This window comes from Hyphobacterium marinum, assembly GCF_036330325.1.
Classification (GTDB): Bacteria; Pseudomonadota; Alphaproteobacteria; order Caulobacterales; family Maricaulaceae; genus Hyphobacterium; species Hyphobacterium marinum.
Genome location: NZ_JAZDRO010000001.1, coordinates 96,217 through 116,394, shown reverse-complemented (window position 1 = coordinate 116,394; position 20,178 = coordinate 96,217). Strand labels below are relative to the sequence as shown.

At 61.3% G+C, this 20,178-nt stretch carries 19 protein-coding genes and 1 tRNA gene; 13 read left to right on the top strand and 7 right to left on the bottom strand.

Annotated features, from left to right (window positions below; all coding sequences use genetic code 11):
* Positions 1–12 precede the first annotated feature (12 nt).
* Together V0U35_RS00505 and V0U35_RS00500 are read right to left on the bottom strand one after the other, a co-directional pair.
* Positions 13–603, bottom strand: a complete 591-nt coding sequence (locus V0U35_RS00505; protein WP_330194686.1) for a DUF1134 domain-containing protein — start codon at positions 601–603, stop codon at positions 13–15.
* Positions 604–691: 88 nt separating this feature from the next.
* Positions 692–1,132: a BLUF domain-containing protein gene (locus tag V0U35_RS00500; protein ID WP_330194685.1), complete on the bottom strand. Its 441-nt coding sequence runs from the start codon at positions 1,130–1,132 to the stop codon at positions 692–694.
* Between the two features lie 193 nt (positions 1,133–1,325).
* Between V0U35_RS00500 and lepA the strand changes: the two genes are divergently transcribed.
* The 4 genes from lepA to V0U35_RS00480 all read left to right on the top strand — a co-directional run bounded on the left by lepA (position 1,326) and on the right by V0U35_RS00480 (position 5,939).
* Positions 1,326–3,134 carry a translation elongation factor 4 gene (gene lepA / locus V0U35_RS00495; protein ID WP_330194684.1) on the top strand — a complete coding sequence of 603 codons (1,809 nt, stop codon included), beginning with the start codon at positions 1,326–1,328 and terminating at the stop codon, positions 3,132–3,134.
* Between the two features lie 212 nt (positions 3,135–3,346).
* Positions 3,347–4,573, top strand: coding sequence for a hypothetical protein (locus tag V0U35_RS00490; protein WP_330194683.1), 1,227 nt, complete (start codon positions 3,347–3,349; stop codon positions 4,571–4,573).
* 70 nt (positions 4,574–4,643) lie between these two features.
* A complete protein-coding gene (locus V0U35_RS00485) occupies positions 4,644–5,192 on the top strand; it encodes a peroxiredoxin (RefSeq protein WP_330194682.1) in 549 nt (182 codons plus the stop codon).
* 69 nt (positions 5,193–5,261) lie between these two features.
* Positions 5,262–5,939 carry a helix-turn-helix domain-containing protein gene (locus V0U35_RS00480; protein WP_330194681.1) on the top strand — a complete coding sequence of 226 codons (678 nt, stop codon included), beginning with the start codon at positions 5,262–5,264 and terminating at the stop codon, positions 5,937–5,939.
* Here the strand turns inward: V0U35_RS00480 and V0U35_RS00475 are convergent.
* Positions 5,936–6,679, bottom strand: coding sequence for a 2OG-Fe(II) oxygenase (locus tag V0U35_RS00475; RefSeq protein WP_330194680.1), 744 nt, complete (start codon positions 6,677–6,679; stop codon positions 5,936–5,938). The genes V0U35_RS00480 and V0U35_RS00475 overlap by 4 nt on opposite strands.
* A 158-nt stretch (positions 6,680–6,837) precedes the next feature.
* A complete protein-coding gene (locus V0U35_RS00470; RefSeq protein WP_330194679.1) occupies positions 6,838–8,010 on the bottom strand; it encodes an energy transducer TonB in 1,173 nt (390 codons plus the stop codon).
* A 227-nt stretch (positions 8,011–8,237) separates the two neighbouring features.
* On the opposite strand from V0U35_RS00470, the gene serA reads away from it, so the two are divergent.
* Positions 8,238–9,443, top strand: a complete 1,206-nt coding sequence (serA, locus tag V0U35_RS00465; protein WP_330194678.1) for a phosphoglycerate dehydrogenase — start codon at positions 8,238–8,240, stop codon at positions 9,441–9,443.
* On the opposite strand, the gene V0U35_RS00460 is transcribed toward serA, so the two are convergent.
* Both V0U35_RS00460 and msrA read right to left on the bottom strand, forming a co-directional pair.
* Positions 9,440–10,093 carry an HAD-IB family phosphatase gene (locus tag V0U35_RS00460; RefSeq protein WP_330194677.1) on the bottom strand — a complete coding sequence of 218 codons (654 nt, stop codon included), beginning with the start codon at positions 10,091–10,093 and terminating at the stop codon, positions 9,440–9,442. The genes serA and V0U35_RS00460 overlap by 4 nt on opposite strands.
* 7 nt (positions 10,094–10,100) lie before the next feature.
* Positions 10,101–10,757, bottom strand: coding sequence for a peptide-methionine (S)-S-oxide reductase MsrA (gene msrA / locus V0U35_RS00455; protein ID WP_330194676.1), 657 nt, complete (start codon positions 10,755–10,757; stop codon positions 10,101–10,103).
* 123 nt (positions 10,758–10,880) lie between these two features.
* On the opposite strand from msrA, the gene V0U35_RS00450 reads away from it, so the two are divergent.
* Positions 10,881–10,970 (top strand) — tRNA-Ser (locus tag V0U35_RS00450).
* 305 nt (positions 10,971–11,275) lie between these two features.
* Here V0U35_RS00450 and V0U35_RS00445 read toward each other — a convergent pair.
* The gene (locus tag V0U35_RS00445; RefSeq protein ID WP_330194675.1) at positions 11,276–11,680 is read right to left on the bottom strand and encodes a hypothetical protein; all 405 of its coding nucleotides are present in this window, start codon (positions 11,678–11,680) and stop codon (positions 11,276–11,278) included.
* Between the two features lie 158 nt (positions 11,681–11,838).
* On the opposite strand from V0U35_RS00445, the gene V0U35_RS00440 reads away from it, so the two are divergent.
* The 7 genes from V0U35_RS00440 to cueR all read left to right on the top strand — a co-directional run bounded on the left by V0U35_RS00440 (position 11,839) and on the right by cueR (position 20,128).
* Positions 11,839–12,021, top strand: coding sequence for a hypothetical protein (locus V0U35_RS00440; RefSeq protein ID WP_330194674.1), 183 nt, complete (start codon positions 11,839–11,841; stop codon positions 12,019–12,021).
* Positions 12,012–12,785, top strand: coding sequence for a Qat anti-phage system TatD family nuclease QatD (gene qatD, locus V0U35_RS00435; RefSeq protein ID WP_330194673.1), 774 nt, complete (start codon positions 12,012–12,014; stop codon positions 12,783–12,785). The genes V0U35_RS00440 and qatD overlap by 10 nt, the downstream gene beginning before the upstream one ends.
* A gap of 517 nt (positions 12,786–13,302) precedes the next feature.
* Positions 13,303–13,707, top strand: a complete 405-nt coding sequence (locus tag V0U35_RS00430) for a hypothetical protein (RefSeq protein ID WP_330194672.1) — start codon at positions 13,303–13,305, stop codon at positions 13,705–13,707.
* Between the two features lie 49 nt (positions 13,708–13,756).
* The gene (locus V0U35_RS00425) at positions 13,757–14,989 is read left to right on the top strand and encodes a TolC family protein (protein WP_330194671.1); all 1,233 of its coding nucleotides are present in this window, start codon (positions 13,757–13,759) and stop codon (positions 14,987–14,989) included.
* Positions 14,986–16,566, top strand: coding sequence for an efflux RND transporter periplasmic adaptor subunit (locus V0U35_RS00420; RefSeq protein ID WP_330194670.1), 1,581 nt, complete (start codon positions 14,986–14,988; stop codon positions 16,564–16,566). The genes V0U35_RS00425 and V0U35_RS00420 overlap by 4 nt, the downstream gene beginning before the upstream one ends.
* The gene (locus tag V0U35_RS00415; protein WP_330194669.1) at positions 16,563–19,733 is read left to right on the top strand and encodes an efflux RND transporter permease subunit; all 3,171 of its coding nucleotides are present in this window, start codon (positions 16,563–16,565) and stop codon (positions 19,731–19,733) included. The genes V0U35_RS00420 and V0U35_RS00415 overlap by 4 nt, the downstream gene beginning before the upstream one ends.
* Entirely contained in the window at positions 19,730–20,128 is a 399-nt protein-coding gene (cueR, locus tag V0U35_RS00410; protein ID WP_330194668.1) for a Cu(I)-responsive transcriptional regulator, read from the top strand. The genes V0U35_RS00415 and cueR overlap by 4 nt, the downstream gene beginning before the upstream one ends.
* The last annotated feature ends 50 nt before the right edge of the window (positions 20,129–20,178 follow it).

The window sequence follows — 20,178 nt, the reverse complement described above, 5'->3', positions numbered from 1 at the left end:
CGGGAGGCTCCCTTAGAAGGGCAACCAGTTGCGTTGGCGGGAATAGGCGAGATAGCCGACATTCGCCCCGGCCCGCAGGCCGACGCCTGAGCGGATCGGTGCCAGTGTGATCCCGTCGGCGCGCTGATAGTTCACGCCCATGCCCGCGACCAGATAGGCGGTGCCCTCCACGCCCGGAAAGCGCTGGTAGATGCGTTCGGCGTCGTGAAGATTATAGACGAGAACGAAGACGCGGCTGGCATTGCCGCCCGTGTCAAAACCGATGGACGGGCCTTGCCAGTACACCTTGTGCTGGCCGCCGGTTTTCATGGTCAGATAGCCTTCACCATAGCGCAGGCCCACACCGACCGCGCCGGCGATTTCCTCGCCCGCGATATAGCCGACCGGGCGTCCCAGATCGGAAAAGACCCGTTCCAGAACCGCCGCCGCAGCTTCCGCCGTCACGCCAAAGAAATCGGACACCGCCTCGACCATCTCGTCACGCGAGTAGGTCTCGACCGGTTCGGAATACTGGCTCGGCTGGCCGTAATCGGGATCGTCCTGCGCGCGGGCGGCGGGCGCGGCCAGGAGGAGGGCGGCGATCAGGGTGAGAAAGAGGCGCATGGGACGGCACTCCGGCTGTCAGGTCAGGTCTGAACGCGATAATCGCGCACGATTTTGACCACACCGCGGCGAAACGGTTAGCGCTTGGTTAAGCCCGCGTCAGCTCGTCGACGCTCAGGAAGCTGGTAAACAGGCTGCGCACCGTGCTGTCGGCATTCGCCGGCAGGGCCTTGTCCAGCAGCTTGCTGGTCAGCGGGAACCAGCTGTCGCCTTTCAGCATGCGCGGGTCGTGCGTCATCGAATATCCCATCGACCACTCCTTGAACTGCCGGGGGACATTCTCGTCCTGAAGGATACGCACGACATTGGAGTGGCGATTGTCATTGGCGATGTCGCGAAAAACCGCGTCGATGACCTCGGCTTCGCCTTCCAGCAACTGCATGAAGCTGATCCCGTCGAACACGAGCAGGCCAGTGACATTGTCACGCCCATTCCGCTCGCGCGCCGTATCGAGAATGCTCTCGATATCCTTCTTCGTCAGATCGGGCCGGGCTGTCGACACATAGACCAGTCGGGCAACGAGGCTCACGGGTCATCTCCTTCTCGTTCCCGACCGTCCGGACGGGCTGCGCTTCCGGTCGAGTTAGGCGGTATTCCGCAGCACAGTGCAAGCATTGGGTGAAATTTTACACGCGCAACGTGCAGGCGTGCAAATTTGCTGGCTGGCCATCACCGCCGAACCGGCTTGGCGAAAGGGCGTGGCGGTGATACCTCCCGCGCCCATGAGCACAGACCCGAAACATATCCGCAATTTCTCCATCGTCGCGCACATCGACCATGGCAAGTCGACGCTGGCCGACCGCCTGATCCAGAAGACGGGCGGGCTGACCGAGCGCGAGATGAAGGAACAGGTGCTCGACAATATGGAGCTCGAGCGCGAGCGCGGCATCACCATCAAGGCCCAGACCGTCCGCCTCGATTACAAGACGGCGAACGGCGAGACCTATGCCCTGAACCTGATCGACACGCCGGGCCATGTTGACTTCGCCTACGAGGTGTCGCGCTCACTCTATGCCTGCGAGGGTGCGCTGCTGGTCGTTGACGCCGCGCAAGGCGTCGAGGCCCAGACGCTCGCCAATGTCTATCAGGCCATCGACGCCAATCTCGAAATCGTGCCGGTCCTCAACAAGGTCGACCTTCCGGCCGCCGAACCCGACCGCGTGAAACAGCAGATCGAGGACGTGATCGGGCTCGATGCCTCCGACGCGCTGGAGATTTCCGCCAAGACCGGGCTGGGGATCGAAAGCGTCCTTGAAGCCATCGTCGAGCGTCTACCCCCGCCCGCCAGCGGCGATCCGGACGCGCCCCTGAAAGCCCTCCTCGTCGACAGCTGGTATGATGCCTATCTCGGCGTCATCTGCCTGGTTCGTATTATCGAGGGCCAGCTGAAAAAAGGCATGCGCGTACGCCTGATGGGCACCGGCGCGGCCTATGGCGTGGATGGCGTCGGCGTCTTCAAGCCAGCCAAGACCAATGTCGATGCGCTGGGGCCGGGCGAGATCGGCTTCCTCAACGCTTCGATCAAGCAGGTCCGCGATGCGCGCGTAGGCGACACTGTCACCGACGACAAGCGCCCGACCGACAAGATGCTGCCCGGCTTCAAGCCCGCCGTGCCGGTCGTCTTCTGTGGCCTCTTCCCGGTGGATTCCGCCGAGTTCGAGGATCTGCGCGATGCCATCGAGCGCCTCGCGCTCAACGACGCCTCCTTCAGCTTCGAGATGGAAACCTCCGCCGCGCTGGGCTTCGGCTTCCGCTGCGGCTTCCTCGGCCTCCTCCACCTCGAAGTCATCCGCGAGCGGCTCGAGCGCGAATACAATATCGAGCTGATCACCACCGCCCCATCCGTGATCTACAAGATCGGAATGACGGACGGTTCGGTGATCGATCTGCATAATCCCGCCGACATGCCCGACCCGGTGAAGATCGACACGATTTCAGAACCGTGGATCACCGCGACCATCCTCGTGCCCGACGAGTATCTCGGTGGCGTGCTGAAACTCTGCGAGGACCGGCGCGGGGTGCAGAAAGAACTCACCTATGCCGGCTCCCGCGCCATGCTGGTCTATGAGCTGCCCCTGAACGAGGTCGTCTTCGATTTCTACGACCGCCTCAAATCGGTGACCAAGGGCTATGCCAGCTTCGACTATCAGTGGAAGGAAAACCGCGAGGGCGATCTCGTGAAAATGTCGATCCTCGTCAATGACGAGCCGGTCGACGCCCTTTCCATGGTGGTCCATCGCGGCCGCGCCGAGATGCGCGGGCGGGCGATGTGCGAGAAGCTGAAAGACCTCATCCCGCGCCACATGTTCAAAATCCCGATCCAGGCCGCGATCGGCGGGCGCATCATCGCGCGTGAAACGCTCTCGGCGCTCAGGAAGGACGTGACGGCGAAATGCTATGGCGGCGACGCCACCCGCAAGCGCAAGCTTCTCGACAAGCAGAAGGCCGGCAAGAAGAAGATGCGTCAGTTCGGCAAAGTCGATATCCCGCAGGAAGCCTTCATCGCCGCGCTCAAGATGGATGGGGATTAGGGTCCTCACTGTCGACGTTCCCCGGCCTTGCGCCAGCAAGGACCGGGGTCCAGCAGCAATCCCCTTCCCTGGGTCCCGGACAGCGGCTCCGCCGATTCCGGGACGCGTCACATTTTGGCCCCCGCCCCTCAATCCCGTTCAAGACGGGCACGGCCTCGGTTTGCTTTCCTTGGCGTCATCGCGCTGGGGGGTGCGGCAGTGAGGAGCCGGACGTGACGAGATTGAGCAAACTGGCAGGCGCGAGCCTGCTCGCCATGACACTGGCGGCCTGCGGCGGCGAGACGGGAACGGCCGGCCGGGTCGAGCTGGTCTCTCATACCAGTAATCAGGCCAGCAATTCTGACGAGTCCGGGACGCAGCAGGCGGCTTCGACCGACTGGGTGATCAGCTGGGCGGTCGGGCTTGATGCGCTTCTCCTGATCGGCGCTGCGGCGGGCGATGAAATGCAGGCCGGTATCTATGGTGACGACATCACGCGCCTGCGTTCGGGCCTGTCGGAGCGGGGCAACGCCATTCTCGACCGGATGGGACAGCACGCGCGGGCCGATGGCCGCCTGCTCGGTCCGAATCTGGTCCTGTTGTTTTCCGGAGCCGATTTTTCCTCGCTCGACGCCGTCCTGACCGCGGCGCGCGACCCGGAAGGCATTCTGCGCCCGCCCTATGAAGCGAGCGCCTACTGGGACGATGAGGCCTGGCCGAACATTCTCGCGGCCATGCCCGGACTTGTCCTCGTGCTCGAGGAGATGCAGGCCAACGGGTTTGAAGCGGACTGGGCCGCGCGCTTTGGTGACGATATCGACGCGTCCATCGCCCGGATCGACGCGGCGGTCTCGCCCTATGACATCATACCCGAACAGTCGCGCCTTCTGGGCCGCACGCTCGACCCGCGCATCGATCTTGTCGTCGTTCACTACTCCCAGCCCTATGGCATACGCGTGCAGGGACAGCGTTTTCTCGCCCATCACAGCTATGACGCGCAAACCCAGCTGCGCATTGCCGCGCACGAGATTTTCCACCCGCCCTTTGCCCGCGATGACGCCGAGCTCGCCGCGCTGCTGGCCGATCTGCGCGCCGATCCGTGGGTGATCTCCATCGTCGAGGACCATGATCCGCAGTTCGGGTACAACTCCTTCAACGGCGTCATCAACGAGGATTCCACCCAGGCCCTCGACCAGATCGTGTCCGAACGCCTTGGCTTTGCGCGCGACCCGGCCGCGCGCTGGCAGCACGCCGATGGCGGCATGCACATGATCGCTGCCGCGCTCTATCAGGCGATGACCGAGGACGGGTTTGCCGAGACCGGGGGATCCTATTCGGACTGGCTGAAATCGGCGCTGCAACGCGGCCTGATGACGCCGGACGAAGTGCGCCGCCGTGCCGCGCTGATCGTGGGGGAAGACGCTGTCAATGCGTGGGGCCCGGACCGGCGAACGAATTAGCCCCGCCCCCTTCGCCTTTCCGGCTGACCGGCCTATATCTTCCCGGCGACCTTAAGCCGGAGAGACCACCATGATCCGCCAGACCCTGACTGCCGCCTTCGCACTTGCCGCCGCCCTTGCCGCTGCTTTCGCAGCTCCGGCACTGGCCGAACTGGAGCCGGGCGAGACTGCCCCCGACTTTACGGTGGATGGGTTCCAGGCCGGAGCACCGGTCAGCTTCCACCTCGCCGAGGCGCTGGAAACCGGTCCGGTCGTGCTCTTCTTCTTCCCGGCGGCTTTCACCTCGGGCTGCGAGGCGCAGGCCGCGAGCTTTGCCGAGAGCATTGCCGAGTTCGAGGCGCTGGGGGCGCAGGTCATCGGTATCACGGCGGGCAATACCGATCGCCTCGCCGAGTTCTCGACCCAGCACTGCGCCTCGGCCTTCCCGGTCTTTGCGCTGGGGGAAGGGATGATGGCCGATTACGACGTGCGCCTGGCGATCATGCCGGGCCGGACGAGCCGCACGACGCATGTGATCAATGCCGACGGTGTCATCACCATGACCCACAACGAGCTGAACCCGTACGAGCATGTCGACCGCTCGCTGGCGGCGCTGCGCGAAATGGCTCCGCAGGACTAGTCGACGACCGGGACAGGCGGGGCGGGGAATCCCGTTGCGCGTGCCCGGCGCTCGGCTAGGCTTGGGCCGATGACCCGTCTGCACGACATCGTTCCCGGCCATGACCGGCTTGCGCCACGCGCCAGCCTGACCCGTCATCGCCATGTGCGCGCCTACGCGGCGGTCGTCCTGGAGGGCGGCTATACCGAGACCGGAGATGGCGGGCGCATACGCGCGGCGGCCGGCGACATCATTGTCCATGGCGTGTTCGACGCCCATGCCGACCGCGTGGGCAAGACCGGCGCGCGCACCTGCAATCTGCCGCTGGCTGGCTCGCAGGCCGCCGGCGTGTTTCGCGCCGCAGATCCCGACGATTTCATTCGCATCGCGCACGAAGGCCCGAGCGCCGCGACCGGCTGGCTCGCCCGTCATGCCCTACCCCGTGCCAGAGACCGGGAAGACTGGCCCGACCTGCTCCTCGCCGCGATGGACGCCGAACCCGATTTGCGCTTCGACCGCTGGGCTGAAGCCACCGGCCTGCGGCCCGAAACCGTCTCGCGCGGCTTTGCATCTGTTTATGGCATCACACCCGCGCGGCTGCGCCTGGAACGGCGCGCCAAGGCGGCCTGGCGGGCCATCGTCTCGACGCGCGATCCGTTGTCGGCAATTGCACTGGATACCGGATTTGCTGACCAGCCGCATATGAGCCGCGCGGTGCGGGAGGTGACAGGCCATACGCCGGGCGCATGGCGCAAGGCGATGGTCTAGGCCGCCGGGTCGAGCACGCCGCCGACACCGGGATTGACCCGGAACCAGCCGGCAATGCCATAGCGCGGCTTCGCCGTTTCCCGCACGGCGTGGGGGATGGTTTCCGACATCATCAGGAGGAGGTCCCCGCCGCGCGGCGCGAACGTCCGGGCCGGTCCACCCGTCTCGGTATCCGACCCCCAGAGCTCCAGCTCGCCCCCATCCCCGTCCCGCCAGTCCGGATTGAGCCAGGCAACCAGCGAGACCACGCGCGAACGCCGCGCTCCGGCAAAGGCGTCGAGATGGCGCGCATAATGTCCGCCGGACGGATAGACGGCGAAATGCGCCTCGAATTCAAAGAGCCCTGCAAACAGGGCTTCATTGATCGCCCGGCGCAACGCCTCGGCCCCTTCCAGGAAGGCCGCCTCGTTGGGGTGCGTCCCGTCCATCCAGGCGATGCGGGCCCGGCGGATGGAAAGCGCCCGCATTTCCCCATCGCCCCGTCCGATCTTCCCGGCGGCCAGCGCATCGATCTCGCTCAAGACCCGTGCCCGGGTCAGCAGGGCGGCGGTCAGTTCGGCAGGCAGGGCATCGGCGGCATGGGCCCAGCCCTGCCGGGCCAGATCGTCTATCAGCGCGGCGGTGCGGTTCTCGCCGAAGAAGGGGCGGGGCGCGTCAAGCGCGGCCAGCACGCCCGGCGTCACCGGTTGCGGTGTGATGGGCTCGGCTAAGGGTGGCGCATCCAGCATGACAAGACCCAAAACCCCGCTCCCGGACATCCGGGGAGAAACGGGCCGCGCGCTTTAAGGCCAATGCCGCGCGCCCGCAAGCGGGATTTTAGGGGTGAGGTCTTTGACCCATTAAGACGACTGACCGCTGGTCTGTCCGGGTGAGCACGCCGTTTAAACCCTTAGTTGGCCTATTCTCTCATTTCATAGCTCAAGACCGTGCTGTCCGTCATGGTGACGCCCTCTCTGGGCCGGCATTGTGGGCGCCATTGCCAACGTCTCAGGGCACGTTCCGAATTGGGAATGAAGGCTCGATTGGTCCGGCCAACCGGTTCCGCGCTGATGATCTCGACCAGATGCCCGAACTCATCGACCCAAAAAGTCATGGTCACGGAACCGGTCCAGCCAAACTCAGCCGCGCGTGCCGGATATTGCGGAGGGGTTCGAATAGGAAGGGCACGACCGACCAGATAGGCACACCAGATTTCCAGGCTTTCATCCGGCCATCTCGCCGCCCCACTGGATTCGGTATCGTCAAAGCCACGGGCTAGAACTTCATGATAAATCGACAATATATTGGCCAGCGTATCGGGAATAGTTTCGTTCCGGCGGCCTGTCTCGGCGGCGGTCGCGAAGACAAGCGCTTCGGCGGTTGGCCAGTCCTGCCGGGCATAGGCGTCCACCACCAGCCGGTATTGTGCGATCAGATATTCGCGGCTTCCGCTCTCGGCCAACTCGAGCAGCCGTGCGACACGGGCACGGTCATCGTCGGAAAGAGGGGGCGCATAGAAGAAACTGGGCGGGCGCATTCCATGAAGGCGCATCGCGAGATATTGCCGTTCAAGGTCAGGGGCGTGGGTGCTCGATCGCGCCAGAGCCCGTTCGAATTCACCCATCCGGTCGAGCGCCAGCATGCCCTCCTGCGCGCTCAGCGCGGCTTCTATGAGACGGAAGCGAAGGCGGAGCGTGCCCGGCTCATCGCCAATCGCTTGCGCTTGAGTCAGGGCCTGTTCAAACGCCCGGTCCGCCAACCCTTCCGTTTCCGGCCGGATTCCATAGCGCAAATAGGCAATCCCGAGATTCTCCCAGAGCACCGCGCGCGTGGCGGCATCGGTGCCGTGCCGGTCGCCGGCTTCTGCCGCCGTGCGCGCTGCCCTGACGGCTTGCTCCCAGTCCGACGCCGCGACGGCGGCTTCATAAGCTGAGTAGGCGTCGAGGACTTCGGCCGGCAGAGTGCCGTCCTGTCTTGCCGCAGCCTGACCGGTCATCGCCATGACGCAGGCCAGAGCCGCAGCGAACACTTTCAACATCGAAATTCTCCCCGGGTACGCAAGCAGTAGCAACGCCCACACCAACGCGGTCAAGTTTCAATCGTCCGGTGTCCATCCCCAACCACTACCTCACGGCCTAACCTGCCGCTCCGGCCTCGCGCGAAGTCCGGAACGGGCAGGGCCGTCGTCGTGGAAGGAGTCCCGAAACCCCGGAAAACCTGCGCCCTTCCCGAACTACAGGAAGAAAAGCAGGTGCGGGGCTGCACGGGAGCGGGGAATCGCGCCTCTATAACGGGGATTACGGACGGGGCGAGGCTCTCATGAAAGCGCTGCTGGTCGAGAATATCCATCCCGATGCCGAGGCCGCCCTCTCGCGCTATGGCGCGGTCGAGGTGGAACGGCTGGACCGGGCCGTCGAGCCCGGCGAGCTGATCGAGCGCCTGAAGGGCGTCAATCTGCTGGGGATCCGCTCGCGCACCCGGCTGACTGCGGACGTCTTCGCGTCCGCGCCGGATCTGATCGCGGCGGGGTGTTTCTGTATCGGCACCAACCAGGTCGACCTCGAGGCCGCCGCCAAGGCGGGCGTCTATGTCTTCAACGCGCCCTTTGCCAATACGCGCTCGGTCGCGGAACTGACGCTCGCCTCGGTCATCATGCTGATGCGCGGCATCCCGGCCAAGACCGCCGCCGCCCATCGCGGCGAATGGCACAAGAGCGCGGCCGGGGCCCACGAGGTCCGTGGCAAGAAGCTCGGCATTGTCGGCTACGGCAATATTGGCTCCCAACTCTCGGTCCTCGCCTCGGGTCTGGGGATGCACGTCCATTATTTCGACATCGAGCCGAAGCTTGCCCACGGCAATGCGCGGGCCATGGCCTCGCTCGGCGACCTGCTCGAGATCTGCGATGCGGTGACGCTGCACGTGCCCTCCACGGACCAGACGCGCGGCCTGATCGGCTCGGCCGAGATCGCGCGAATGAAGCCCGGCGCGATCCTGATCAACCAGGCGCGGGGCGATCTCGTTGATGTCGATGCCCTCGCGGCCGCGCTGAAATCCGGCCATCTCGCCGGCGCGGCGGTGGACGTGTTTCCAAAGGAGCCGGCCTCGAAATCGGAAGAATTCCTCAGCCCGTTGCGTGGCCTCGATAATGCCCTCCTGACCCCGCATATCGGCGGATCGACCGAGGAGGCCCAGGCCGCCATTGGCGAGGATGCGGGCCTCAAGCTCTCGCGCTATGCCTTTGAAGGTGCGACGGCCAAGGCGGTCAATCTGCCCGAACTGGAGCCGGGTGCCCTGGTTTCGGGCCGGACACGTCTGACCAGCCTGCACACCAATGCGCCGGGCTATCTTTCCCGTCTCAACGAGTTGGTTGGAGGGGCGGGGCTCAACATCGCCGCGCAATATCTCAACACGTCGGGCTCGTATGGCTATGCCAGTGCCGACCTCGAAGGAAATATCCCCGCAGGCTTTTCCGAAAAAGTCGCCGCGCTGGGGGGCACGATCCGGGCGCGCCTGCTGACGATCTAGGCGAGGAGAAGGCGGCTCAATTCGTTGATCGAGGCGGCATACTCCCGGGCCCGATCCTCGACCGCCGTCCGCCGTGCCACGCCGCCAAATCCGACAAAGCGGTCCGCCGCACCGCTCTCGACCGCTTCAAGATCCGTAATCCCGTCCCCGACCATGACGACGCTGTCCGGTTTGAATGCGTTCCTCAGCTGGCTCAGGACTTCCGCCTTGCCGCCATTGTCAGAGAGCGGGTTGGCCGTGTCGAAGCCGCTGATCCGCCCGCCATCCCAAAGGAATCGGTTGGCGAAGATCGCGCTGTCGGCAAACCCCAGATCGCGCAGCGCCAGCCGGACCAGATCGCCAAACCCGCCAGAGACCGCGATGACACGATCGCCCTGGGCGCGCAGCGCGGCCAGCAGTTCTGCCATGCCCGGTGTCGCATAGGCTTTCAGGGCCACCGCCGCCCGCGCGACACTGCCGCGTTCAAACCGGGCAATGTCGAGCCGTGCCGCAATCGAGGCACGCAAGCCCATCGCGCCACTCATACCCGCATCCGTGATCGCGCGGACCTTCTCGGCCCCGTCGCTGCCCCGCGTCATCTCGATGGCGAAATCGAGGCTCTCGACCGCCAGCAGCGTCGAGTCCACATCGAAGGCGACAAGACGGGTCAAAATCCGGTCAGGCCGGGACGCCGCGGCCAATGGGACAGCTCACGCCCGTCCCGTCGAGCCCGCAATATCCGCCCGGATTCTTGGCGAGGTATTGCTGGTGGTCGTCCTCGGCCAGGTAGTACGGCCCGGCTTCGGCCATCTCGGTCGTGATCGCCCCGCGCCCGGCAGCATCCAGCGCTTTCTGGTAGGCGTCGCGCGACGCCTCGATCCGGCGTTTCTGGTCCTCATCGCGCCAGTAGAGCGCCGAGCGGTATTGCGTGCCGACATCATTGCCCTGGCGCATGCCCTGGGTCGGGTCATGGTTTTCCCAGAACGCCTTCAGAAGCTCTTCGAGCGGGACTTTCGCCGGATCGAAAATCACCCGGACCAGTTCGGCATGCCCGGTCGCGCCGGTGCAGACTTCGGAATAGGTCGGGTTCTTCGTGTAGCCGCCGCCATAGCCCACCGAGGTCGATGTCACGCCCGGTATTTCCCAGAACAGGCGCTCGGCCCCCCAGAAACAGCCCATGCCCAGGTCCAGCACCTCGTGCCCGGCCGGGATTTCGGTCAGCGAGGCTCCGCTGACGAAATGCGGCTGCGGGTCGAGAATGGGCGTGTCGCGGCCCGGTAGCGCATCACCGGCAGGGACGGGATTGGTTTTCCATGCTTTGTCGAACCACGCCATGGCCCGCACTCCTTGTGAAAAGAACCGGACTCCAAAATAGGGGTTCGGCGGCAAAGCGCCAGAGCGCGGTCACGGCTTCTTGACCGGCGGCAAGCCTTGGCTATGGTGCGCGCCTTCCGCGCTGGTGAGGTGGCCGAGTGGTCGAAGGCGCACGCTTGGAAAGTGTGTAGGCGGGAGACCGTCTCGTGGGTTCGAATCCCACCCTCACCGCCATAAACCCTTGAAAACAAAGGTATAAAGCCCTGCGCAGGGAATTGTCCCGCGTTTGCGGCGTTTGGCGTGCTGGGAAAATCCAGAGACCGGATGATCAGCGAGATGGCGACCAAAATTCGCGCCTGGTCTCTGCCCGCCTGTATTGGCGAAGCGGTTTGGGCCGTTTACAGGGAATTTACAGGGAAATTTCGCTAATTTGGGCATTCATCAAGCCGCAATTTGACTGGAAAAACCATACTGCATTGGCCTATCCAATAATCCGGTCACGCCAATAACAGGGAAGTGAGCAGGGAAATACCCTATCGTCAGGAGGGTGTTTTCAGGCCAAAAAGCCGCTCCTGGTCGGCCCAATCATGTGGAATCGGTGTTCGAAGGAGCCGCTCCAAGGTCAGGTCGAATGGTTGGCGACCTTCAAGAACGGCTTCAACGATGCGCGGTGAGATGAAAGCCACTTTCAATCTGTGCCGGATTGGGGGCTCGGTCCCCCCATTGGAGCGGGCTATGTCTGAGACCAATTCGCCGCTGCGAACCCGCTGCAAATAGTGATGGGATTGTGCCAGCCCGCGCACAAATACCTCATCAACGTTCGCACTTGTCGTTCCACAGACGATTTTAGCTTCGATCCCACGGCGCTTGATGGTGAAAGGGGCGGTGAAGGTGAGGCTATTGGGGTCGATCAGCGATGGCTCGACCCCGATTGCGTCCGCCAAGGCCCCGATGGGGATGTGCCCCCTTAATTGTCCGGTTTCGATGTCGATGCGGCCGCTGCTTGCCTTGCCTCATTCGCCGCGCTTCATTTGCTGCGGCGAAGATATCAGACGGTACAAACTATAAGCCTCCAGCCCTTCCCAAGGGGGCAAATGATGACGTGCTTGCCGCCAGACTGGCGGTCGCACGAGCCAAGGTCATGAGCCCGCAACAGTTCGAACGCTGGGTGCGGGCCGCCGGTCCGCTGCCCATAGATGCCGTGCGGCGAGCCGCTATTGTCGAAGCCGTTCGAACCGGTATTGAGGAACTCAGCACGTTCCTCGACGGGTTCAAATGGCGCTGATCGATCTTCATTGTCACCTCGACCTATATCCGGACCCAGAGGGAGTGGTTGCGGAAGCGGTTGAGCGAGGGGTCTACATCCTCTCGGTTACCACCACCCCAAGCGCGTTCAAAGGGACGCGAAAGCTCGCATCTCCAAGCAGCAGGATTCGAACCTCGCTGGGACTGCACCCTGAGATCGCCTCCGCTCGCGAACATGAATTAGCATTGTTCGAAAGCTTGTTGCCGCAAACGGATTACGTGGGAGAGGTCGGGCTGGATGGCTCGCGTCCCCGCCGCATCTCCTTGGATCGGCAAGCGTCAATCCTAATGGAGATTCTCATCCTGTGCGCGCGAGCGGGGGGACGGACAATCACACTTCACAGTCGCGGAGCAGAGAAGCTCGTCCTCGATGTACTGGAAACAGAGCCGCTGGCCGGACTCCCCATCCTTCACTGGTTCACTGGAACAAAGAGACAGATCGACCGAGCAGTTGAGCGCGGTTGCTGGTTTTCTGTGGGACCGGCGATGCTGTCGAGCGAACGAGGCCGCAAAGCAGTTGCAACCATGCCAATGGAACGGGTTCTTCCAGAAACCGACGGCCCATTCGGGGAGGCTAACGGGATCACTTTGATGCCTTGGCAAGCGATGGATATTGTGCCTGAGTTATCGCGCCTTTGGCGAATGAATATGACCGAAGTTTATCGGCAAATAGCGAACAATTTTGTTTTTCTTTTGGGCGCGGCCCCACGCTATGATCACGGCAGTTCAATTAGATGGTCTTGAAGTTGGAGAATCTTCTGCCTGTGCTGTCAAACGCAATTCGACGTCCGCAAGTTTGCAACCAATTTGGCTGTATGGGAAAACACTAATCTTGGTAATTCAAAACATTACCCTAGGTCATCCGCCTTACGTTGAACAAACACTTACATTTTGCTCTCCTTACCGGACTTCGAAGAACTTGACATTAGCGCATTGCTCGCTTGTCGATTTTGATCATCTGGCTCTTTCTGTTCGGCGTGCAATCGGTAGACCGTTGGAATTGAAACTATCGGCTAGCTCGGACAACTGGCGGGCAGCAGGCCCCATTTCGCGCCTAATTTCCCATATGAGACGCGCCAATTACGGTAATCCGACAATCGAGGCCTCTCATTTGGGCGGTCTCAGATCGATATGTTGGCCTGTTGTGCGTGTGCGACTCTGGGACGCCTTGCCCATATCTTGAGGGATATTACTTTAGCTGCCGTATCAGATATATCAGCCCCGAGAATGTGGGGCCGTTGACGGGGCACGAAACCACCGCATGGCACGACCGGCATTCAATCTGAGAGCGTTCATTTCGATGAGCTTTTTGACGTGGTTAGCGATCGCCATGGTCGCCATGCCTGTTGCCAGCGCGGGCGCTGTGGCTGATTTTGACAACCAAGACATGGCTCAAACGGAAATGCCCATGTCATGTGATCATGGCGATGGTGCTGGGACCGCCGCGTCCAGATATGGACATGTCGATGGGCAAGACCGCCAACCTTGCTGTGCTGATTGCGACATGCCCGATTGCGCGGCGGGTTCGGCTGGTCCTGTGCTGACCATCCTGACGGGAACGATACCCGAAGCATTTTTGTCAAACAACGGAACGCCAAATCTATTGGGTGATCTGACACATATTTCCATCGAAAACCATACGCCGCGAAAACCTCCACGCGTTTGATGGATCGCCCGCCAAGGGCATCCATTCCTGATAACGCCTGGAGAAAACTATGCTTGTGCAAATTCTGGCTCTCGCAGCCTCTTTCGCGGTCGTCGCCGATGACGAGCCGCGCCCGCTCAGCCTACCCGAAGCCGTGCTGATTGCTCAGGACGCGAACGAGCCATCATCATCTGTTTTCGATGCTCGCGCCGACGCGCTCGTACAACAGGGGGCCGCTGCGGACACGCTACCGGACCCTGTGTTCTCCGCTGCCATTGCCAATGTGCCGCTCTCGGACCTTGATCCGAACCGCGAACCAATGACGCAGGCGCGAATTGGTGTGCGCCAGATGTTTCCGCGCGGTGACACACGGCGTCTAACGCGCGAGCAGAGAACGGCAGAGGCCAGAGCCATGCAGGCTAGCCGCAACATGGCCGATCGGCAGATTACGCTGTCCGTTCGTGAGGCGTGGCTTGAGATATTCTATCTGGACCAATCCGCCGATCTGACACGTGAACGCCTCGCCGTTGTACAAGACTTGGCAGAAGTGGCGTTGTCGGCCTATTCGACGGGCCGCAATAATAGCCATGACGTGACAAGGGTTGATCTCGAAGAGAGCATTCTCGAAGCGCGCCTGATTGATATCGAACGTAGCCGGGATCAGGCGGTGGCCGATCTGTCGCGCTTTGTCACTCTGCCTGCTGCGCGCCGGCCCCTACCGGATGTTCTGCCCGTGCTCCCGCCGGTTCCCGAGCGAGAAGCAGCGCTGGAACGTCTCGCCGGCCATCCCATGATCCAGTCTCACAATGCGCGCATAGATGCACGTGAGCTGGGCATTGATCTGGCGCTTCAAGAATATCGCCCGGCCTGGGGCGTCGAAGCCGGATACGGGCTTCGCGGGAGCCGGTCGGATATCGCCAGCATCGGTGTCAGCGTTCAAATGCCGCTCTTCAGTCGCGACCGTCAGGATGAGACGGTCGCTTCTGCACGTAATCTTCGCCGCGCCGCCGAGCTGGAACGTGCCGCAACTCTGCTCGATATGGCGCAGCGCCTAGAACGTGAGCTGGCTCAACTAAACCGTTTGGGCGAAAGCGCGCGCTTGTATGAAGAAACAGTACTTCCCCGGGCCCGAGAAACTGCCGAATCCGTTCTCCTCGCCTATCAGAATGAAAATGCGGACTTCGCCGAACTCGTTCGGTCAGAACTCGCGCATCTCGATGCCGAACTCGCTCTTTTGCGCATTGAAGTCGACATGTTGTTGGCACAGTCGCGAATTCTCTACCTCACCGGAGATATCCAATGAAACGGACTTGGATGATATTTGGAGCCCCGCTGTTCTTGCTGGGTTTGCTGACCGGCATCGGCGCCACGCTGATATTACCCACTGAAGGCGGGGAAACCAGTTCATCGACTGGATCTGCCGCCAGTGATGAGCCGCGCATCCTTTATTGGGTTGCGCCGATGGATCCGAACTTTCGCCGTGACGAGCCGGGCCTTTCACCCATGGGGATGGAGCTCATTCCGGTCTATGAAGGCGAGGCAGCGTCTGGCAGCTATATCGAAATCAATCCTGCCGTCATCAACAATATCGGCGTGCGTACGGCTCGGGTCCACCGACAAGCGTTTTCGCAAACCGTCAACGCGGTCGGTTATGTCCGGCTTGTTGATGATCTGACGTCAGTTGTCGACGTCCGTTCAGAGGGTTGGATCGAAAATCTCCCGGTGGCCGCGATCGGAGATCAGGTCGAGGCCGGTGAACTACTTTTCTCAATCTACGCGCCAGATATCGCGACCGCACAAAGCGAATACCTGCAAGCTGTTCGAACGGGACGGCAGGTTCTCATTGACGCCTCTGCATCACGCCTGTTGGCGCTCGGTATGACAAGCGGACAAATCCAGGCACTGGCACGCCGAGGCAGGCCGGCGACCCAAACCAGCATTCTTTCGCCACGTTCGGGGATTGTCACCGAGTTGGCTGTCAGGGAAGGCGCGTTTGTGCGCCCCGGCAATCATATCATGACCATCGCTGATCTGAGCGAGGTCTGGGTGATCGTTGACGTGTTTGAGGACCGCATCGCCCAGATTGAACGTGGCCAAACCGTCCGGATCACAACCGGTGCGCAGCGCGGGCGCGAGTGGATTGGCGAAGTCGAATACGTCTATCCGACAGTCGACCCGCAAAGCCGAACAGTACCGGTAAGAATTCGCCTCGAAAACGATGACCTGAGCTTGCGGCCCGACACTTATGTGAATGCTGTGATTGAAGCGGAGCCGCGGACGGGCGTCTTGATGGTTCCGCGCGAAGCGGTGATACGAACCGGACAATCCGAACGCGTCATCATCCATGACGGAGAAGGACGGTTTCAACCAGCCCGGATCGTCACCGGTGCCGAATCCGATGGCATGGTGGAGATCCTGTCCGGGATTGGCGAAGGCGAGCTAGTCGTCGTTTCCAGTCAATTCCTGATCGACTCGGAAGCCAGCCTGCAGGGCGTGATGCTGCGCATGTCGCCGCCGGGTGAGATCGCTGGATCAGGCCACCAGACAGACCCCTCAGCACGCAATGAGCCGGTGGGTGGCGTTGGTGTCGTCGATGCCCTGATGGCCGGTCACGGTATGATTGACATCACGCATGAGCCGATTGAGGCGCTCGACTGGCCAGCCATGAGCATGTCCTTCCTGGCGCTCGAGGGTGTGTCCCTGGATGGAATAGCGATCGGTGACCGCGTGATGTTCACGTTGCAGCAGGACAACGGCAATTGGCGGATCAGCGCAATTGAGACGCTTGAGGATGACGCGATGGATCATAGCGGGCACCAGATGCCGGCCGATGAGGCAGAAGACGCTAATCCACATGCTGGTCACGGAGATCACCAATGATTGCCGCCATCATTCGCTGGTCGATCAGCAATCGGCTCATCGTTATTCTTATGGCGATCTTCCTGACGGCGGGAGGCATTTGGTCCCTCTCACGTACACCGTTGGATGCGATCCCCGACCTCTCGGATGTTCAGGTCATTATCAAGACGACCTATCCAGGCCAAACGCCGCAAGTTGTCGAAGATCAGGTCACTTATCCGCTGACGACAGCTATGCTGGCCGTGCCGGGGGCTGTGACAGTCCGTGGCTATTCCTTTTTCAACGACAGCTATGTCTATGTGATTTTTGAAGACGGAACCGACCTCTATTGGGCCAGGTCGCGGGTTCTGGAATATCTTAGTCAAGTTGCGCCCACTCTTCCTGACGGCGCTGCACCGGCGCTGGGGCCGGACGCGACGGGCGTGGGTTGGATTTACCAGTATGCTTTGGTTGACCGGACCGGGCAGCATGACCTCTCGCAATTGCGCAGCATTCAGGATTGGTTTCTACGCTACGAATTGCAGACCATTGAGGGCGTTTCAGAGGTCGCCACAATTGGCGGCATGGTCCGACAGTATCAGGTCATAGCTGATCCCGACCGTTTGCGCGCCTACGGCATCCCACTGTCGCATGTACGGATGGCAATTCAGCGCGGCAATCAGGAAACCGGCGGCCGCGTCATCGAAATGGCGGAAGCCGAATATATGGTCCGGGCATCGGGCTATATTCAGGGCGAGGACGATTTGCGCGCCATCCCCGTCGGACTTAGCGACAATGGCACACCCGTCTTGTTGTCTGATATCGCCGAAATACAAATTGGCCCGGAACTCAGGCGCGGTGTCGGCGAGCTCAATGGCGAAGGTGAAGCCGTCGGCGGTGTCGTGATCATGCGCTATGGCGAGAACGCCATGGCGACGATCGAGCGTGTTGAGGAACGTCTGCACGAGTTGCAGGCCTCCCTGCCAGACGGGGTCGAAGTTGTCGTGACCTACAATCGGGCGGGATTAATCGAGCGAGCTATTGATTCCCTGAAAGAGAAGCTCACAGAAGAGTTTTTAATCGTCATCATTGTCTGCGCGATCTTCCTTTTTCACTTTCGCTCGTCCTTGGTCGTTCTGTTCAGCTTGCCTGTCGGGATCCTGACAGCCTTCATCGTCATGTACATGCAGGGCATCAACGCAAACATCATGTCGCTGGGCGGAATCGCTATTGCCATCGGAGCGATGGTAGATGCGGCCATTGTGATGATTGAAAACCTTCACAAGCACATTGAGCGCGAGCCACTGACGCCGGAGAACCGATGGCGAATTGTCGGCGAAGCGGCAGGCGAAGTGGGGCCGGCGCTTTTCTTTTCGCTTTTGATCATCACTGTCAGCTTCGTGCCGATATTCGCGCTCGAAGCTCAGGAAGGGCGGCTTTTTCATCCTCTGGCCTTCACCAAGACCTATGCGATGGCGGCGGCGGCCGGATTATCGATCACGCTTGTACCGGTTCTCATGGGTTGGTTCGTACGCGGCAAGATCACTCCAGAGCACAAGAACCCGATCAATCGCGGCCTCATTGCCGGATACCGGCCTTTCATCAATGGCGTACTCAAACACCCCTGGCTGATGATCTCCGTCGCGGCGATTGCGCTTGCCAGCGCGATTATCCCTTATTCGCGCATGGGTAGCGAGTTCATGCCGGATTTGGACGAAGGAGACCTTCTTTACATGCCAAGCGCCTATCCAGGCGTATCGGCGAGTGAAGCGGCTGAAATCCTGCAACAGACCAACCAACTGATCATGACCGTCCCGGAAGTCCTGACCGCCTATGGCAAGGCTGGCCGTGCTGAGACGGCGACGGATCCAGCGCCCTTGACCATGATCGAGACGACGATCCAGCTTCGACCGCGCGAGGAGTGGCGTCCGGGCGTCACGATGGATGACATTCGGGCAGAGTTGGACGCACTAATTGATGTGCCCAGCCTGACTGACGTCTGGATCATGCCGATCCGCAACCGCATTGACATGCTGGCGACCGGGATCAAAACCCCGGTGGGCATCAAGGTGTCGGGTCCCGATCTGGATGTGATCGCCGAAATCGGTCAGCAGATCGAAGATGTAATCGGCGATGTTCCGGGTACGGCATCGGTCTATGCCGAGCGCGTGACCGGCGGACGTTTCATCAATATCGATGTAAACCGGACAGAGGCAGCGCGCTTTGGTTTGAATATAGCCGATGTGCATGACTTTGTTCGCACCGCGATCGGCGGTATGACGATCACTGAAAGCGTGGAAGGGCTTGAACGCTATCCGGTCAACCTACGCTATCCGCGCGATTATCGTGGATCACCCGATGAGTTGCGGGCTTTACCGCTGATCACGCCCACCGGCGCCGAAATCCCGCTCGGCCGTGTCGCAGACATATCCATCTCCGACGGGCCGGGTGTGATCAGAAGCGAGAATGCGCGCCTGAACGGGTGGATATATATCGACATATCCGGCGTGGACATCGGAACCTATGTCGCTGACGCCCAGCGGGCAGTGATCGAGCAAATCGACTTGCCGCCGGGCTATTCGATCAATTGGTCAGGCCAGTACGAGTTCATGCAACGCGCGCAGGCCAGACTGTCGCTCGTCGTGCCGGTAACACTGGCCATCATCATTCTGCTGCTTTTCCTGAACTTCAAACGCATCATTCCGGTTCTATTGATCCTGGGTACACTGCCCCTATCACTGGTTGGCGGTTTGTGGCTGCTCGATCTGCTTGGCTACAACATGTCGGTGGCGGTCGGGGTCGGCTTTATTGCCCTCGCCGGTGTTGCCGTTGAAATCGGTGTTATCATGATCGTCTATCTCGAACAGGCTCTGAATAAACGGCGAGAGATGGCTATCGGCGAGGGCCGCGATGTCACTCTGGATGATTTGCGAGAGGCGGTCGTTGAGGGGGCTCTGATGAGGGTTCGCCCGATCATGATGACGGTCGCCGTGATCATTGCCGGCCTTCTGCCGATCATGCTGGGATCAGGCACCGGTTCCGAAGTCATGCGCCGTATCGCAGCCCCGATGGTGGGTGGGATGACCAGTGCGACGGTCCTGACGCTGCTCGTAATCCCGGCAGCTTTTCTGATCTGGCAAACGATTGTGCTCAAACGTACCAAGCGGATCGACCAGGTCGGCCCGGATGCTGAAAGGTCGGTCCCATGAATGTGAAACAAGCTTCGGAGCACTCTGGCCTGCCCGCGAAAACGATCCGCTATTATGAGGAAATCGGCTTACTTTCGCCCGCAAGAGGCGACAATGGCTACCGTAGTTTTTCCGAATCCGATCTACACAAGTTGACATTCCTGGCGCGGTCCCGGTCGCTCGGGTTTTCTCTGGACGATTGTCGACAACTCCTTTCGCTCTATGACGACGATGCACGCAGCAGCGCAGATGTTCGTGATCTCGCGGTACGTCACATCGCGGATGTGGACCGCAAGCTCGCAGAGTTGAAGGAAATTCGCAGCGTTCTCTCAAAGCTAGTGAGTGCTTGTGAAGGTGATAACCGACCAGATTGCCCGATCATGGACAGCCTTTCGGGGCATGAAAATGTCATTTGAGCCAGGCTTGGGATTGAGGATTGGCAGGCCCTTGAAAATCCCCTTGACCT